The sequence below is a fragment of the Actinoplanes sp. NPDC026619 genome, assembly GCF_040638295.1.
Lineage (GTDB): Bacteria > Actinomycetota > Actinomycetes > Mycobacteriales > Micromonosporaceae > Actinoplanes.
In genome coordinates, this window is record NZ_JBEZYA010000049.1 from 36,879 (window position 1) to 52,029 (window position 15,151).

Consider the following 15,151-nt stretch of genomic DNA (forward strand, 5'->3'; position numbering starts at 1 on the left):
CGATCATCCGGGCGGGGCGCTGGGCTGTCCGGCGACGACTCCGGTCACCGGGTTGATCGTCCAGCTGTCGTGCCACCGTAGGCGGGCCCGACCGTCGCCGATCTCCATGGGCAGCCAGACCGGCGCCGAGTGGAACAGGTCATCCTTGATCCAGCGGTCACCGACGTACACGTGGCTGGTGGTCTGTGTTCCGCGCACGGTGACGATGACGGAGGTCTGCGAGTCGTAGGTGGCCGTGCCGGGCGGTGCGATGTCGGCCCAGTCGCTCCACGGTCCGGTCGGCGAGGTGGCCGTAGCCACCTGGTTGTCATTCGTGGACCAGCCGGTGAGGTCCGATCCGACGAGGTAGTACAGGCCGCCGGCCTTGACCAGAGCCGGTGACTCGTAACCGTGTGGACCGGCGGGATGCGCACCGGGTTTGGTCAGCGTCGTGGAAACGATCTCCTCGACGTGGAGGAGATCGGCGGAGAGCCGGTAGATGTGCAGGCCGTTGGCCCGGTCCTCGGACAACACGTAGCCGGTGCCGTCGTCGTCCTGGAAGACGCCGATGTCGCGACTGACATTGCCTTTCGGTCGTTCGCTGCGCAGGTACCGGTACGGGCCGGCCGGCTGGTCGGACACCGCCCACCCGAGCCGGGCGCAGGAGTAGTCGGGGGACTCGATGTGCAGCAGCATCACGCAGGTGCCGTCGGCCCGGCGAAGCACCTTCGGACGCTCGACCACCCGCCCCGGGGCGATGTCGGGCACGCCGGGATCAGCGGTGAGCGCGTGTCCGTGCGACGTCCAGGTCGCCAGGTCGGGCGACGAATAGCAGGCCACGCCCGCGAAGGTGGCACCCGCCGACTTGTCCTCGCCCCAGGCGTAGAACAGGCCGTCGAGGTGCTGGATACCCACCCCATGGAGCTGGGCAACAGCGCCGTGCTGGTCGGCGAACAACTTGCCCGGAGCGATCGTTCCACGCGGCGCAAGCGGATACACCGGCATGCGTTCTCCCTGGTCAGCTATAAGAAAAACGCCGGTGTCGGCCGTACGACGAGATGCTGGTCGCCTTCAGTAAGCGTTTACTGCGCCCACTTTAAGGAAAACGTCCCGGAGGTCGCAAGGGCTTCGCGGTAAACGCTTACTGACGGGCACCGACTTCCGTGCGCTGAAGCGGAAGCCATCATCCACTTGCTGCTACCCTTGCCCAATCAAGTGGAGGACTGGTTCCACTTATATCCGTGGAGGACATGTGATGCGTGCCATCGTCGTTGCCGAGCCGGGCGGTAGTCCTGCCCTCACCGAATTGCCCGAGCCCACACCCCGTGATGGGGACGTGCTGGTGAAGGTGGTCGCCTCGTCGCTGAACGGGTTCGACACCGCGGTCGCCGCGGGTTACCTGGCCGGCATGATGGAGCACCGCTACCCGGTGGTGCTCGGCAAGGACTTCGCGGGCACGGTCGCCGCGGTCGGTGCCGGCGTGACCCGCTTCGCGGTCGGGGACCGGGTGTTCGGCGTGGTCACCAAGCCGTACCTCGGTGACGGCGGGTTCGGCGAGTATGTGGTCGTCGGTGACCAGATCGGCATCGCCGCGATTCCGGACGGCCTCGACCCGAGCGTCGCCGGTGTGCTCGGCCTGGCGGGCACCGCCGCGGTGGACGCGCTCGACGCGGTCGCCGTGCGCCCCGGGGAGACGGTGCTCGTCAGCGGGGCGACCGGGGGAGTGGGTGCGATAGCGATCCAGTACGCCGCAGCTGCCGGCGCCCGGGTCCTCGCGACAGCGCGGCCGGGTGCGGAAGCCGACCTCGTGACGTCCCTCGGTGCAAGTGACGTGGTGGACCATGCCGGCGATCTGGCCGCCCAGGTGCGCGCGATCAGCCCGGACGGTGTCGACGTGGTGCTGCACCTCGCCGGCGACGGAGCCGCCCTGCTCGATCTGCTCGCCGAGAAGGGCCGTCTGGCCAGCACCCTGGGCCTCGGCCCCGACCAGCACCCGGCCGCCGCCGCGGTGATGGCCACGCCGACGCGGGCGACGCTGGACCGGCTCGCCGCCGACGCCGCCGCCGGCAAGATCACCGTTCCGGTCGCCCGCACCTACCCGCTGTCCGAGGTGCCCGCAGCTTTCGGCGACTTCGCCGGCGGCACGCTGGGCAAGCTCGCCGTCACCATCGACTGAAGGAGAGACACATGCCCACCATCGCCGTTCTCGGAGCCGGTCCCGGCCTCGGTCTGTCCATAGCCAAGCGTTTCGGCCGGGAGGGTTTCTCCGTCGGCCTGGTTTCCCGCACCGCGCAGAAACTCGACGGGCTGGTCGCGGAACTGGCGTCCGGCGGCATCGAGGCAGCCGGGTTCGCCGCCGACGTCACCGACGCCACGGCGCTCGCCGCCGCCGTCGATCGGCTCACCGATCGCCTCGGCCCGATCGACGTGCTCAGCTTCTCGCCGAGCGCCCCCGGCGACGCCGCGTTGGGCCCGGTCGCGGTCACCGACGTCACCGTCGAGTCCGTGCTGCCGCAGCTGAAGTTCTATCTGGGCGGCGGCATCGCCGCGGTCCAGCAGGTATTGCCGGCGATGACCGGGCGGGGGAGCGGCACGATCATCTTCACGACGGGCGGATCCTCCGCCAACCCCGGCATGATGCCGGCCTTCGGCAACATCGCCGTCGGCTCGGGCGCCCTGCGAACGTACGCCCTGTCGCTGCACGCCGCGGTCGCCGAGCAGGGCGTGTACGTCGCGCACGTGCCGTTGTCCGTGTGGATCGGTCACGGCGGCCCGGAGACGCAGCCGGACACCATCGCCGAGCACTACTGGGACGTCTACACCAAGCACGAGGGTGCCGAGCACCCGTACGTCGCCATGCCGTAGCAACCGCGGTGGGCCGCCGCGGCCGCGCCCGTCAGTTGTCGTTCTGACGGCGGGCGGTGCGCAGCGCGGCGGCCCACCATTGCAGGTCGTCGACGAGCAGTTTGAGCTTCGGCTCGAGTGGGACGAACGCGCTGGTGTCGCCCGGCTCGGTGGACTGCCGTGCGGCGATCATGGTGTCCGGCAGGATGTGCACGGCATGACGCAGCGGCGCCATCTCGAACTCGACGGCGACCTGCCGCAGTTGCTCGATGGCGCGGGCGCCGCCGACGTTTCCCCACCCGACGTACGCGATGGGCTTGCGCGTCCACTCCACGAACGTCCAGTCCATGGCGTTCTTGAGCACAGCGGGATAGCCGTGGTTGTACTCGCCGGTCACGACGATGTATCCGTCGGCGCGGTCGAGGGTGCTGCCGAGCCGGGCCGCCTCGGCGGTGAAGTAGTCGCGGGGCGCCTTGGCCGGCGGCGGCGCGTCGAAGAACGGCAGTGGGTGGTCCCGCAGGTCGACCTGTTCGATCTCCAGGTCGGTGTGCTCGGTCAGGTAACGCACGACCCAGCCGGCGACGCGCTCGCTCAGGCGTCCTTCGCGGGTGGTACCGGTGATGACCTGGATCAGCATGCTAGCCCTTCTCGTGGTGCGGCCTTCGGGTGGACTCAGCGTTTGGGTGAGGCGAAGCGGAGCATGGCGCGGTACATGCGCCGTGGCGCCGGCGGTTCCGGCAGGGGCCGCGCCGCCGCGACGGCGCACGCCTGAAGGAAGTACTCGATCAGGCGGCGGGACGTCTCCGGTGCGGCGTCGGCGGTGGCTGTCAGCACGCCGGCGTTGGCCATCAGGAGCATGACGAGATCCTCGGCGACGAAGTCGGTGCGCAGTGCGCCTGCCGCCTTCGCGCGGTCGATCAGCGTCATGAAGTCTGCGAAGGCCCGGTCGCGATCGGCCTCGAAGCGTTTGGCGGTGGGGAACGTCATCGTCAGCACGGTGGTGAATCCGCGGTCGTCGGCCTGCATGCCGCAGACGCGCTCGACGTAAGCGCGGAAGCCGGCGCCCGGGTCGGATTCGGCGAGTGCCGCCCGGGCGGCTTCCGCATATGCCTGCATCTTTTCCTCGAACGCGGCGGCCACCAGGTCGGCGCGGGTCGGATAGCGCCGGTAGAGGGTGCCGACACCGACCCCGGCGCGGCGGGCCACCTCGTCCATCGGCACGTCGAGGCCGCACTCGGCGAAGGCCTCGCGGGCTGCGGCGACGATGCGCTGACGATTGCGCTCGGCGTCGACGCGCAGGCCCGGTGTGGTCATATCGCCACTGTAGCCAGAAGTGGAAGGTGTCGTCCACTTGTCTGTCAGCCAGGCACCCGCCCCGGCCGGCCTTCATGATCGGTGAGCGGTCAGATCGGGTCGCCCAGGTGGCGGTATTCGCTGCGGAAGTACAGCAGCGGATCCCGGGGTTCGTCGCTCCCGTCGAGATCCAGGACCCGGCCGATCACGATGTGATGGTCGCCGCCGTCGTGGACGGCCTCCAACCGGCATTCGATGTGGGCGAGGGCCTCGGGGAGCAGCGGGGTGCCGTGCCGGCCGGGCCGCCATCTGCTTCCGGCGAATTTGTCGCCGCCGCTGACGGCGAAGGCCTGGCTGTGCTCGCGCTGGCCGGCGTGCAGGATGTTGACGGCGAACTTTCCGGCCGCCCGGATGGCCGGCCAGCTGCGCGAGGTGCGCGCCACGCTGAACAGGATCAGCGGCGGCTCCAGCGATAGTGACGAGAACGACTGACAGGTCAGGCCGACCGGATGCGGTGCGGCGTCCGCCGTCACGACCACGACACCGCTGCAGAAGTGCGCCATGACGCGCCGGAACAGGGCTCGGTCGAGCTCGCCCGGATCGTTGCCGATCATCTGCGCGGTCATCCGGCGCGCTCGCCGGTGAGCCGCGACGGTGGGAAGGTGCCGGCCTGCACGCTGCCCGTCAGCGTGTCGCCGGCGGCCTGGACCCGGTAGCTGAGGGTCATCGGGAACGGCGCCGTCACCGTCACCGTCCACTGTGCCTCGTCCGCGCCCACCGAACCGTCCGCGATCGCCACGGTGGCGCCGTTCTGGGTCGCCGTGCCGGTCACCTGGGCGGCGTCGACCGCCAGGTCGAGGACGACACGCTGATCGCCCATCGGTGTGGCGATGACGGCATTCCAGCGGCCGGCCAGTGCCGCGACGTCGTTGCGGACCGACTCCGCCGACATGGTCGCGGCCGGTGCGGGACGGTGCTCGGGCCGGATCTCGTCGTCGCGCAGTTCCGGGAAGCGGGTGGCGTTGATCTGGGGCATGACCTCGTCGACGAACAAACGGAACGAGGCACCGATCTCAGCGGGGTTGTAGGCGCCGACGGTGAAGCGGGTGAGCAACTGGGGGACCCCGGCCTTCTCGTACTCGTTGATCTGGCGCACGACGGTGTCCGGGGTGCCGGCGATGATCCAGGACTGGACGTGTACCGCGTTGCGGTTCGCGGGATCCCGTACGGCTGCGGGGTCGGAGAGATCGACCTCGGAGAGCTCGCGCAGCGAGCGAGTGTCGGAGCTGCGGTCCATCATCGGGTTGCGCCCGGCCATCAGCTCGGCGCGTTCCCAGGCCTTTTCCTCGGTGGCGCCGACGATGACGTGGCGAGTGACGAGGCTGCGGCCGAGAAGCGTCTCGGCGTCGTGGCCCGCTGCCGCGGTGGCGTCGCGGTAGGCGGCGAACTTACGGGCCGCATCCTGCGGCAGGCAAGGGCCGAGGAAGACGGGTACGCCCTGGGCGGCGTACTCGCTGATGGTGGTGTCGGTGTTGGTGCCGACCGCGATGAGCGGACCGCCGGCCCGGTACGAGTACGGCATCATCCGCCCGTTGAGCGCGCCGCGGTCCCAGGGGGTGTCCATGACCAGCGGCGGCTGGTCGGCGGTGTGCACGAAGGCGCGCCGCAGGATGGCCAGCTTGCTGGCGAAGATCTCGTGGCGGCGCTCCGGGTCGAGACCGAAATTGGCGAAGTCGGGGGAGAAACCCACCCGCCCGGCCGACATGCCCATGATGAAGCGGCCCTCGGTGAGCAGGTCGATGACGCTGGCGTCCTCGGCCAGCCGCAGCGGATGGTGGAAGACCAGCGGGACGATCGTGGTGCCGAACCAGGTCCCGCCGAGCTCCGGCGCAAGCCGGGCGGCCATCAGGAACGGATTGCTGTACGGCTCGTAGTTGTTGAAATGCTGTTCGCCGAAGGTCACCATGGCGAAGCCGGCCTCGGCGGCGGCGGCCGCCTGGGACAGGCACAGGTCGATGTTCGGCTTGTCCTGGGCCGGCCCGAGCGAGATCGGTCCCATGAAGACGGATATGTACATGTCAGCTCCGGGGGGTGGGCAGGTCGAGCAGTTTCTGGGCGTTGCGGTCGAGGATGTCGGTCTTCTCCTCGGCGCTCAGATAGGGCGAGGTCTCCAGGTAGGAGACGGCCTCGGTGAGCGAGGCGAAGATGGCGTCGCTGCCCAGCAGCATCCGGTCCACGCCGAAGGTCTGCTTGCCGAGCAACATCGCCTCGGGGGTCTCCTGGGTGCTGGTGTCGTAGTAGAAGCGCCGGAACGCGCTCATCGGGTCGGCGGGGTCGAGGGGCAGGTCGCGGACCCAGTCGAAGTAGCCGGGGCCGACCGCGCGGTCGGCGCTGTGGTCGAACGCGCGGCGCAGGTTGCGTTCCAGCCGCGGCCACAGGAAGGGCAGGATGCCGCCGCACACGCCGAAGATGAACGTCACGCCCGGATGGCGGAAGGTGAGCCCGGAGAAGACCATCCGGGTGGCGGCGGTGGCGAGTTGCAGGGGCGAACCGTACGCGGTGTGCAGTCCCCAGGAGTCCAGGCCGGGATGTACGGCCGAGTTCGATCCGACCGGGTGCACGTAGACCACGGCGTTGTGCCGGGCGGCGTTGGCCCAGAAGTCCTCGAACGCCGGGTCGTCGAGCGGCCGGCCGTCGACCGTGCAGGGCAGCGCGATACCGGGAAACCGCAGCTCACCGAGGATCCGGTCGGTCTCGGCGATGGCTCGGTCGACGTGCGGCAGCGGGACGCTCCCAAACGCCTGGAACCGGCCGCGGTAGCGGTCGACGATCTCGGCGTAGATGTCGTTGATGCATCGGGCCGCGTCGGTGGCTCCCGCCGGATCGGGCACCTCGGTATTGAGCCCGATGGCCGACAGGATCTGCACGTCGACGCCGACGCTGTCCATCTCGGCGACCCGCTGGTCGAGGTCATCGGCCTGCCGGCCGGCGAAAGCCAGGTCTCGGCGGCCGAGCGCGACGAGCCGGTCGATGTAGGCGGCGGCCCAGTAGTGGGCGTGCACGTCGATTCTCAAAGAATGCCTCCGGGATCGGTTCGGGGTTTCAGCGCGCGCCGCTGACCTTCAGGATGCTGACGCCGGCGAGGACGGCGAAGACCGTGCCGGCGACGAACAGCGCGGTGTAGTTGTCCCCACCGCCGAGCGCGAGCAGGGCCGGTGCCATGGCCGGCGCGAGCGACTGCGGCAGCGTGTTGGCGATATTGATGACGCCGAGGTCCTTGGCGGCGTCGTTGCGGCTGTCCGGCAGCACATCGGTGACCAGCGCCAGATCGACGGCGAAGTAGGTACCCTGGCCCAGCCCGGTGAGGACCATGGCCAGATAGAACTGCGGCAGGCTGTCGGCTACCGCGAGGGTGAGCAGTCCGCCCGAGGCGATCAGTGCCGACACGCAGACGAAGAGCCGGCGCCGTCCCAACCGGTCGGACAGCCAGCCGACCAGGTTGCTGCTGGCGATCACCGCCGCGGTCTGGGCCAGAATGCCGCCGAGAATCACCTCGGCGGCCTCGTCGGTCGACAGGCCCATCCGGGAGTTCAGGTAGAAGACCTGGTAGTTGAGGACGCACGAGATCGCCATGAAGATCATGAACCGGCTGACCCAGGCCCAGGCGAAGTCCGGCTGCCGGCGTGGGTTCACCCAGAAGCTGCGGGCCAGTTCGCCCAAGTTCAGCGGGGGACGTTCGGCGGGGTCGAGCCGGCGGTCCTTGAGGCTGATGGCGAGGACGAGCACGAAGGCGAGGGCGATGATGGCCGGGACCACGAACATGGCGATCGGGTGGTCGGAAAGGCCGTTCGCCAGGCCGGCACCGATGCCGGCGGCGAGAGCCTGGCCGACGCCGATGAATCCGGAGACGGAGCCGCGCCGGTGCGGGGGCACCTGGTCGGGCAGCAGCGCCATCATCGCTGCCATCAGGGCGTTGAGGGCAATTTGGGTAATGCAGTAGCCGACCGTCACGACGGCGACGGTCTGGCCGGCGCCGACCACGGCCGCGCCCGCCACGGCCACCAGGGTGCTGCCGATCAACCACGGCCGCCGCATGCCGAAGCGTGAGGTGGTGCGGTCGCTGAGCCGTCCGAAGATCGGGTTCGAGAGCATGCCCAGCACGGCGCCGACGCCGAGCGTCAGCGACAGTGCGGCCTCCCGGTTGTCCGGGGCGATCTGGTCGATCTTCAGCTGCAGCGAGACGATGACCGGCGTGAGCAGAGCTATCCACAGGCCGAGATTGGCGAAGCCGAAGGTGACCAGAAATGCCGTGCCGACTCGGCGTGGTTTGCCGGCTTCCGGAACGCCCGGTGGCCGGTAAGGGGTGACAGGATCGAGATTTGCCGTCATGGGACCGGTCCTCCGGAGGCGCGAAGATGGGCCGGATGCAGTGACGCGGGTGAATGACCTTCGCGTTACGCGGTCGTTGCGGAAGGGGGTCCGCAGCGGTGTGATTACTGTCGCAGCGAACAACCCCGTTGAGAAATCAATCCTGCCGATCGTCGCCATTGGCGCGACCGATGACGCCCTCAGAAATGACCCTGAGCTGCAGATATGCAAGACTGCTACCTGCCAGGACGGCCGACCGACCGACTGAATGGTCAGTCGGTCGTCAGCAGATCGACGAAGCGCTGGAAGGCCGGGCGCTGATCCGTGCGCGGGTGCAACAACCAGAGCTTCTGCAAGCCGTTGATGGTCGCCGCGATCACGGTGGTGAGGACCGCCAGATCGGCGTCGGCGGCGAGTTCGCCGGCGTCCCAGCACCGTTCGAGCCGGCGCCGGATCTCCGCCTGCACGTAACCCATCCGCTCCGTGACGTACTGTGCCGCGACGGCGTTGCCCGCGAGTGCCTCGCCCTCCAGCACGTGGATCAGGCGAAGCGGCGTGGTGGCACGGCGGGGAGCGCCGAGGAAGACCTCCAGCTCCCGGATCGGGCCGAGCGGGCCGGGCCGGGGCGGCACGTCGATCTGCCCCTCCGCCCAGGTCCGCTCCTGATCGAGAACGGCCCGGAACAAGCTCTCCTTGGAGGGGAAATGATGCAGGATTCCGGTACGGGTAAGGCCGACGGACCGGGCCACGATGTCGAGAGTCGTCTGGGCGTAGCCGCGCTCGGCGAACGCGGTGGAGGCGGCCCGCACGATCGTCGCCTTGAAGGCCGCGCTCTCGGCCATCTGCCGGTCCGATCGGTTGCGCGGTCGCGTTGACGAGTTCTCTGGCCCGGGCACGACCCGATCGTAAAGGGGTCGCCATCGGCGGCGGTCAGGCACCATGGTCGGCACACAACGCAGCGCCAGTGATCCGGGAGACTCGATGAAGGCCACCAGCATCGACCTGAACCTGCTCACCGCGCTGCACGCCCTGCTCGCGGAACGCAATGTCACCCGGGCCGGGCAGCGGGTCGGGCTGAGCCAGCCCGCGATGAGCGAGGCCCTCGCCCGGCTGCGCCGGCACTACGGCGACGAACTGCTCATCCGGGTCGGCAACCGCTATGAGCTCACGCCGCTCGGAGCCGGATTGCTGGCGTCGGCCGCCGCAGCCATGGATCTGGTCGAGCAGACCTTCACGGCCGCGCAGGACTTCGATCCGGCCAGCTGCGAACGGGAGTTCGTCCTGATCGCCTCGGACTACGCGGCGGGCCGGCTCGGACCGGCGTTGGCCGGCGCCATCCGCGCGCGGGCCCCGCGCGCCCGGCTCCGGATCGCCCCGCTGGGCGGCGAGTCATCGGCCGGACAGATGACTACCGCGGCGCGCGGCGTCGACGGCTTCATCCTGCCGCGCGGCGTCACCGTCGACGGTTTCCCCGGTGTCACGCTGTTTCAAGACCGCTGGATGTGCCTCGTCTCGGCCGACAATCCGGTCGCCGGGGGAGCACTGACCGTCGACAATCTCCGCCGGATGAGCTGGGTGATCCACCATCTGCTGGAACAGCACAGTCCGGTCCTGGCCGGCTTCCGTTCGTACGGCATCGAACCTGACGTCGAGCTGATCGTCGCGGGGTTCCACCTGCTGCCCGCTGCCGTGGCGGGCAGCGACCGGGCCGCCCTGGTCCAGGCGGGCCTGTTCGGGCCGCTGGGAGTTCCCGCCGGTCTGCGGATGCTCGAACTGCCCATTCCGGCCACGCCGGTCACCGAGACGCTGTGGTGGCACCCCGCACACACCGCCGACCCGGCCCACCGATGGCTGCGCGATCTCGCCGTGGCCGCCGGCCGGAGCCTCGAAGACCGGGGTCAGGAGGAGGAGACGGACCAGGCCTCCTCGTAGCGGCGGAACATGTTCTTGCCGAATGCCTTGGCCGAGTAGAGCGCGATGTCCGCCTCCCGCACCAGGGGCTCCAGGTCGTGCCCAGAACCGCGGGCCACGGTGATGCCGATGCTGGCGGTCACTGCAGCGGTGTCGTCGCCGACCCGGATCGGCTCGGCGATCCGGTGGAGCAGACGAAGCGCGGTGGCTTCCGCACCCCCTGGGTCGGTGAGGCCGGGCAGCAGCAGGACGAACTCGTCACCGCCCAGGCGTGCGACGGTGTCCTCCGGTCTGACCGCCTCGGTCAGCCGGCGGCCGACCTCGATCAGCAGGGCGTCGCCCGCGGCATGCCCGAAGGTGTCGTTCACCGGCTTGAAGCCGTCCAGGTCGAGCAACAGGACGGCGGTCAGGTGATCCGCGTCTGCGGTGGCGAGCACCGCGGCCGCCCGCGCGTGGAACGCCGCGCGGTTGGGCAATCCGGTCAGCGAGTCGTGGTGCGCCTGGCGGTTGAGAGCCTCGCGCTGCCGGTCGAGGTGTTCGGCCTGGTCCCTTATGACCAGCAGGCCGAGCAACTGGCGGGCCATCGCCAGGGTGCTGGTTCCGAGCAGCACGCAGACCAGGGTCTTGCTCACGCCGCCGTCGCCGGAACGGAGGACGAGCACGAGGGCCGCCGTGAACGACGCCACCACCGGTAGGTACGGAACCAGCATCCAGACGAATGGAGCCTGCTGGCGCCGCGGCGGTTCGGACCCTGGTTTCAACTTCGTACCGGCCAGAGCGATCAGGATGGTGCCGATCAGTACGAGCGCCGCGCTTCCGTTCCCGTACGGCGGTTCTCCGTTCGCGTAACTGCGCAGATTGAGCAGACCACCGGCCGCGTACAGGATCAGCGCCGATCCGATGAGGTGCGGCGCGTAGCCGACTCGGGCGGGGCCGGTGTTGAGGATCGAGACGAGCGCCCAGGAACCCCCGATGATCACCATGAGCACCACCGGTTGCGCAATCCGCGAAATGCCGTCCGGGAGCTTGCCGATCACCGGAACGAACATGAACTGCCAGGCGAGTCCGAAGACCGCACCGCTGCTGGAAGTGACATCGACTACCCGGATCGCCCTCGCCAGGCCGGTACCGGCCCGCGGTGCCAGCAGGACCGATTGGAGGGCCACCGGCCCGATCACGAGAACCGGAAACAGGACGATCAACCAGGCCGGAAGGGTTGCCCCGGTCCTTGCCGAGGCAAGGGCCTGCACCCCGGCGAAGAAGGCGGGAACGGCGGCTCCCGCGATGCCGGTGAGGCAGGCACCGCGGACGCGTCCGTCGGTGGTGCGGCTCGCCCGGAGAAAATTCCGCGCCGAGTACCCGGCCGCCGCCAGCACGGCAACAGAGGCGAACACTCCGGCCTCTCGATGGGGAAGCGCCGACAACGCCCACTGCAGAATCAGCCCGGCCGCCACCGCGGCACCGAGCGAGATCACGAGTCGGCCCTTCACTGCTGAGTAATCGGCCCGAGCCGGTGGAACCTGAGACGGTCTCCTGCCTCGCCCGGACGACAGGACGCTGCTGGGCGCTCGATCGGCGCGACCGCCGGGGCGGTGCCGGTGTTGTGGGACTGCAACGGCGACACCAACCAGCGGTGGACGGTGAACGCCGACGGCACTATCAGCGGTGTCGCCTCCGGCCTCTGCCTGGACGTGAACCCCGCCCCACCGCCAACGGCACCACGGCGATCCTGTGGACGTGTACGGCCGCGGCCAACCAGCGCTGAACCGCGGCGGCCTGACCGGGAACCGCGCTCCGCGCACCTCGAGCTCCAGCAACGAGTAGCCGTAGCCGGTCGAGCGCTGGGTGCCGTACATCCGAATGAACCGGGCGGAGAGCTTCGCGACCTTGACGATCAACTCGCCGGTTTGTCCGCTGCTGGTGCTGTAGACCGATTGCCAGGTCGTGCCGTCGGTCGACAGGTCCACCCGGTATGCCGTGGCGTGGGCGTTCTCCCAGTTCAGCCGGATCTCGCCGATCTGCCAGTGGGCGCCGAGGTCCACCTGCAACCACTGGGGGTCGCTGAAGGCGCTGTTCAAGCGTGTCCCCGGGTCTCCGTCGATGGCGTACGCCGGCTGGCGGGCGAGGCCCGAGCCCTCCATGCTCGAAGCGGTGGCCGTGCCGTCCGGCGCGAGGTTGCGACCGGGGGCGTTCGCCCCGGCCGCGGCCGAGAGCGCGGCCGGGAGGGGCTGGTCGCGGCCTCGCGGTCGGTTGCCGCGACGGCGAGGACGACGGCCGGGCGGCCGGGCTGATCGAGCCGGCCGAGGGCGCGTCGCTCGTACTCTCTGGTTTGGCGGAAGCCTTACTGGCCGCCAGCAACAGGTCGAGCAACTCCCGGGCCGTCCGCCGCTCGGCCGGGTCCTTGGCTGGGGCCCGGGCGACGATGATGCGCAGTGGCATGGGCAGGCAGTCCAGCACCGGGGGCACTGATCGAGTACTCGCTGGGCGTGTCAGCCGCGGCCGTAGGTGTTCTCTCCCCGCCAGAAGTAGATGAATCCACCGAGCCCGACGATCGCCGTCCAGCACACGGCTTCGAACCACAGTAGTCGAGGTGGCCCGGCGAGCGTCACGTCCTCCAGCAGCGCGTGCCGGGTCAGCTCGATGAAGACGAGAAGTGGGTTGGCCTCGATCAGCCGCAGTTGCCAGCCGTGCACTTGCTCGGTGAACCGGGTGACCGGATAGAGCACCGCCGACAGGTACAGCCAGATCCGCATGACGAACGGGATCAGCTGTTTGATATCGGTCAGCGTGGAGCCGAGCCTGGCCACGAACATGGCCAGCCCCGCGTTGAAGACCGACTGCAGCAGCAGGGCCGGTAGCAGCAGCGACCATTGCCGGTTCACCGGTTCGCCGGTGAGCAGCACGATCGCGATAAGCACGGTCATCGAGGCGATCAAGTTACGTACCTCGGCCATCACCACGGCCAGCGGCAGGCCGGCCCGCGGAAAGTGCAGGGCCCGAATCATCCCGAGGTTGCCGCTGATCGCTGTGACGCCGCCCTGCACGGCGCTCTGGGTGAAGCCGAAGACAAAAACGCCGCAGCACAGGTACGCGATGAAGTTCTGGACACCTCCCTTGGTGTCCAGGATGACGCCGAAGATCACGTAGTACACCGCCGCGTTGAGCAGCGGAGTCAGCACCTGCCAGTACGTCCCGAGCCGGGTGTTGCCGAGTGCCGACGAGACCTTGGCGGTGGCGTAGGCCGCGACGAAGTGCCGGTTTGCCCATACCTGCCGGATGTAGGCCGGAAGACTCGGCAGGACGCTGGTCGAACGCAGTCCATGCCGACGAGCCAGTTCCTGGTAGGACGGGTTGGCGTGCGCTGCGGCCACCATCGCCTTGCTCATGGGGACCTCCGATCCGGGCCTTGAGGGCCTAGGGCTTTCAGGGGAGCGCCGCGGTTCGGTCGCCCACAACGTAACGGCGCCGTATCGACGTCCTTCCGAACATAGCCGGATCAGCAAAAGGACGCAACGGTCACGTTCTGGCGCATGCCGACCCGTCGAGCAGCCGATATGCCCAGATAGCCTCACGGACCGGTTCAACCAGCTGGCTCTGGCCGGAAGGTCCGGGCGATCGGGCCACACCAGATCCGGCACCTGAATCGCGTCGACATTGCTGGCCGTCGGCATGGCGTCCACGAGGTCACCGAGCGGCTGGACCACGATCCGGCCGCGCTCATGCGCTACGCGGAACTGGGCAGGCTGCACCACGAGTCTTCCCGAGACGGGTACGTCTACGGAGATACGCACCGGCTGAGGCCTGGAACGCGTGTGTCCGGATTCAAACGACCACAGGTGCCGAAAAATACCGACTCCAAACTCGCAACATGCGGTGGGTGTCGGTGGCACTGGCCGCCAAGCGTTGTAGCAGTCCTTCGGCTGGAGCCCGACCAGCCAGTCGCCGCCCGATGGTGTGCTTCCGTGCCCCGCGTCCCGCCGCAAGCCGGACATCTTCTTGTAATCACATCGACACATCTCTATTCTCCAGGAAAGCGCTTTCCTGTGGTCAGCCCATCACGCGACGCGCTCTCGACAACGAGGTGAGAAAGAGATGAAACGACCACCCATCGCACGATGGATCGCCGCCGGGGCCACCGGAGTCGCGGTCGCCGCCATCATGGTGGCGTTGCCGCTGACCAGCGCCTCGGCGGCTGACAACCTGAGTCTCAGCGGTGGCGCCGACGGCTCCAGCAAGGCCGGCGGCACCAGCTACGGCAACGTCATTGACGGCAGCACCAGCACCTACTGGTCGCCGGCCAGCGCGACGGGTTACGTCTCGGTCAAGTGGAGCAGCGCCACGACGGTGTCCTCGGCCGTCATCGTGCAGGCCTCGGGCGGCGGCTCGATCAGTGCCTGGCGACTGCTCAACGCCGACACCGGTGCCGTCCTGACCAGCGGTAGCGGCAGCCCGAGCACCATCTCCTTCTCCTCGACGTCGCTGAAGAAGCTCACGTTCGACATCACCAGCGCGTCCAGCGCGCCGCGGATCGCCGAGTTCGAGACATACGCCGGCGGCAGCTCCACCCCGACCACCAGTCCCACGACGAGCCCCACAACAAGCCCGACCAGCAACCCGGGCACCACGTTGACCGTCGCGGCAGACGGCTCCGGGCAGTACGCGACCGTGCAGGCCGCGGTCAACGCGGTCGCTACCAACAACGCCAGCCGGGCCACCATCAACATCAAGGCCGGCACCTACCGGGAGATCGTCAGCA

The 15,151-nt window shown here is 69.1% G+C and carries 14 protein-coding genes and 2 pseudogenes; 5 read left to right on the top strand and 11 right to left on the bottom strand.

Annotated elements, in window-relative coordinates; all coding sequences use genetic code 11:
* Positions 1–3: 3 nt before the first annotated feature.
* Entirely contained in the window at positions 4–984 is a 981-nt protein-coding gene (locus tag AB0E90_RS49385; RefSeq protein ID WP_360420410.1) for a family 43 glycosylhydrolase, read from the bottom strand.
* 250 nt (positions 985–1,234) lie between these two features.
* Here AB0E90_RS49385 and AB0E90_RS49390 point away from each other — a divergent pair, with 250 nt between their 5' ends.
* Entirely contained in the window at positions 1,235–2,155 is a 921-nt protein-coding gene (locus AB0E90_RS49390) for an NADP-dependent oxidoreductase (protein WP_360420412.1), read from the top strand.
* Between the two features lie 11 nt (positions 2,156–2,166).
* Positions 2,167–2,844 (top strand): SDR family NAD(P)-dependent oxidoreductase, encoded by a 678-nt coding sequence (locus AB0E90_RS49395; protein ID WP_360420414.1) that lies wholly within the window; start codon positions 2,167–2,169, stop codon positions 2,842–2,844.
* A gap of 31 nt (positions 2,845–2,875) precedes the next feature.
* Here the strand turns inward: AB0E90_RS49395 and AB0E90_RS49400 are convergent, their stop codons facing one another.
* The 7 genes from AB0E90_RS49400 to AB0E90_RS49430 form a co-directional block, all read right to left on the bottom strand.
* Complete coding sequence (locus AB0E90_RS49400) at positions 2,876–3,460, bottom strand: NAD(P)H-dependent oxidoreductase (protein ID WP_360420416.1); 585 nt, start codon at positions 3,458–3,460, stop codon at positions 2,876–2,878.
* A 35-nt stretch (positions 3,461–3,495) separates the two neighbouring features.
* The gene (locus AB0E90_RS49405) at positions 3,496–4,137 is read right to left on the bottom strand and encodes a helix-turn-helix domain-containing protein (protein WP_360420418.1); all 642 of its coding nucleotides are present in this window, start codon (positions 4,135–4,137) and stop codon (positions 3,496–3,498) included.
* 89 nt (positions 4,138–4,226) lie between these two features.
* Positions 4,227–4,742: a flavin reductase family protein gene (locus AB0E90_RS49410; protein ID WP_360420420.1), complete on the bottom strand. Its 516-nt coding sequence runs from the start codon at positions 4,740–4,742 to the stop codon at positions 4,227–4,229.
* Positions 4,739–6,193 (bottom strand): LLM class flavin-dependent oxidoreductase, encoded by a 1,455-nt coding sequence (locus AB0E90_RS49415; RefSeq protein WP_360420422.1) that lies wholly within the window; start codon positions 6,191–6,193, stop codon positions 4,739–4,741. Before AB0E90_RS49415 ends, AB0E90_RS49410 begins: the two co-directional genes overlap by 4 nt.
* A 1-nt stretch (position 6,194) precedes the next feature.
* Positions 6,195–7,190: an amidohydrolase family protein gene (locus AB0E90_RS49420; RefSeq protein WP_360420424.1), complete on the bottom strand. Its 996-nt coding sequence runs from the start codon at positions 7,188–7,190 to the stop codon at positions 6,195–6,197.
* A gap of 28 nt (positions 7,191–7,218) precedes the next feature.
* Positions 7,219–8,664 carry an MFS transporter gene (locus AB0E90_RS49425; protein ID WP_360420426.1) on the bottom strand — a complete coding sequence of 482 codons (1,446 nt, stop codon included), beginning with the start codon at positions 8,662–8,664 and terminating at the stop codon, positions 7,219–7,221.
* Between the two features lie 92 nt (positions 8,665–8,756).
* Positions 8,757–9,326 carry a TetR family transcriptional regulator gene (locus AB0E90_RS49430; RefSeq protein ID WP_360420428.1) on the bottom strand — a complete coding sequence of 190 codons (570 nt, stop codon included), beginning with the start codon at positions 9,324–9,326 and terminating at the stop codon, positions 8,757–8,759.
* A 139-nt stretch (positions 9,327–9,465) separates the two neighbouring features.
* Between AB0E90_RS49430 and AB0E90_RS49435 the strand changes: the two genes are divergently transcribed.
* Positions 9,466–10,416, top strand: a complete 951-nt coding sequence (locus AB0E90_RS49435) for a LysR family transcriptional regulator (RefSeq protein WP_360420429.1) — start codon at positions 9,466–9,468, stop codon at positions 10,414–10,416.
* On the opposite strand, the gene AB0E90_RS49440 is transcribed toward AB0E90_RS49435, so the two are convergent.
* A complete protein-coding gene (locus AB0E90_RS49440) occupies positions 10,383–11,444 on the bottom strand; it encodes a GGDEF domain-containing protein (protein ID WP_360420437.1) in 1,062 nt (353 codons plus the stop codon). The two genes, AB0E90_RS49435 and AB0E90_RS49440, sit on opposite strands and share 34 nt — an antisense overlap.
* Positions 11,445–11,969: 525 nt before the next feature.
* Here AB0E90_RS49440 and AB0E90_RS49445 point away from each other — a divergent pair.
* Positions 11,970–12,160: pseudogene (locus AB0E90_RS49445) on the top strand (RICIN domain-containing protein); the annotation flags it as partial.
* 58 nt (positions 12,161–12,218) lie between these two features.
* Here the strand turns inward: AB0E90_RS49445 and AB0E90_RS49450 are convergent.
* Together AB0E90_RS49450 and AB0E90_RS49455 are read right to left on the bottom strand one after the other, a co-directional pair.
* A pseudogene (locus tag AB0E90_RS49450) lies at positions 12,219–12,539 on the bottom strand (discoidin domain-containing protein); the annotation flags it as partial.
* A gap of 345 nt (positions 12,540–12,884) precedes the next feature.
* Complete coding sequence (locus AB0E90_RS49455; protein WP_360420431.1) at positions 12,885–13,781, bottom strand: ABC transporter permease; 897 nt, start codon at positions 13,779–13,781, stop codon at positions 12,885–12,887.
* A 706-nt stretch (positions 13,782–14,487) separates the two neighbouring features.
* On the opposite strand from AB0E90_RS49455, the gene AB0E90_RS49460 reads away from it, so the two are divergent.
* Positions 14,488–15,151: pectinesterase family protein (locus AB0E90_RS49460; RefSeq protein ID WP_360420433.1), on the top strand; the 664-nt coding region annotated here is incomplete at its 3' end.

Bases quoted from the DNA above. Each gene is read 5' to 3' on its own strand.
- AB0E90_RS49385 (WP_360420410.1), bottom strand. From the start codon at position 984: ATGCCGGTGTATCCGCTTGCGCCGCGTGGAACGATCGCTCCGGGCAAG.
- AB0E90_RS49405 (WP_360420418.1), bottom strand. From the start codon at position 4,137: ATGACCACACCGGGCCTGCGCGTCGACGCCGAGCGCAATCGTCAGCGC.
- AB0E90_RS49455 (WP_360420431.1), bottom strand. From the start codon at position 13,781: ATGAGCAAGGCGATGGTGGCCGCAGCGCACGCCAACCCGTCCTACCAG.
- AB0E90_RS49435 (WP_360420429.1), top strand. From the start codon at position 9,466: ATGAAGGCCACCAGCATCGACCTGAACCTGCTCACCGCGCTGCACGCC.
- AB0E90_RS49400 (WP_360420416.1), bottom strand. From the start codon at position 3,460: ATGCTGATCCAGGTCATCACCGGTACCACCCGCGAAGGACGCCTGAGC.
- AB0E90_RS49410 (WP_360420420.1), bottom strand. From the start codon at position 4,742: ATGACCGCGCAGATGATCGGCAACGATCCGGGCGAGCTCGACCGAGCC.
- AB0E90_RS49415 (WP_360420422.1), bottom strand. From the start codon at position 6,193: ATGTACATATCCGTCTTCATGGGACCGATCTCGCTCGGGCCGGCCCAG.
- AB0E90_RS49430 (WP_360420428.1), bottom strand. From the start codon at position 9,326: ATGGCCGAGAGCGCGGCCTTCAAGGCGACGATCGTGCGGGCCGCCTCC.
- AB0E90_RS49440 (WP_360420437.1), bottom strand. From the start codon at position 11,444: ATGTTCGTTCCGGTGATCGGCAAGCTCCCGGACGGCATTTCGCGGATT.
- AB0E90_RS49425 (WP_360420426.1), bottom strand. From the start codon at position 8,664: ATGGCGACGATCGGCAGGATTGATTTCTCAACGGGGTTGTTCGCTGCG.
- AB0E90_RS49390 (WP_360420412.1), top strand. From the start codon at position 1,235: ATGCGTGCCATCGTCGTTGCCGAGCCGGGCGGTAGTCCTGCCCTCACC.
- AB0E90_RS49395 (WP_360420414.1), top strand. From the start codon at position 2,167: ATGCCCACCATCGCCGTTCTCGGAGCCGGTCCCGGCCTCGGTCTGTCC.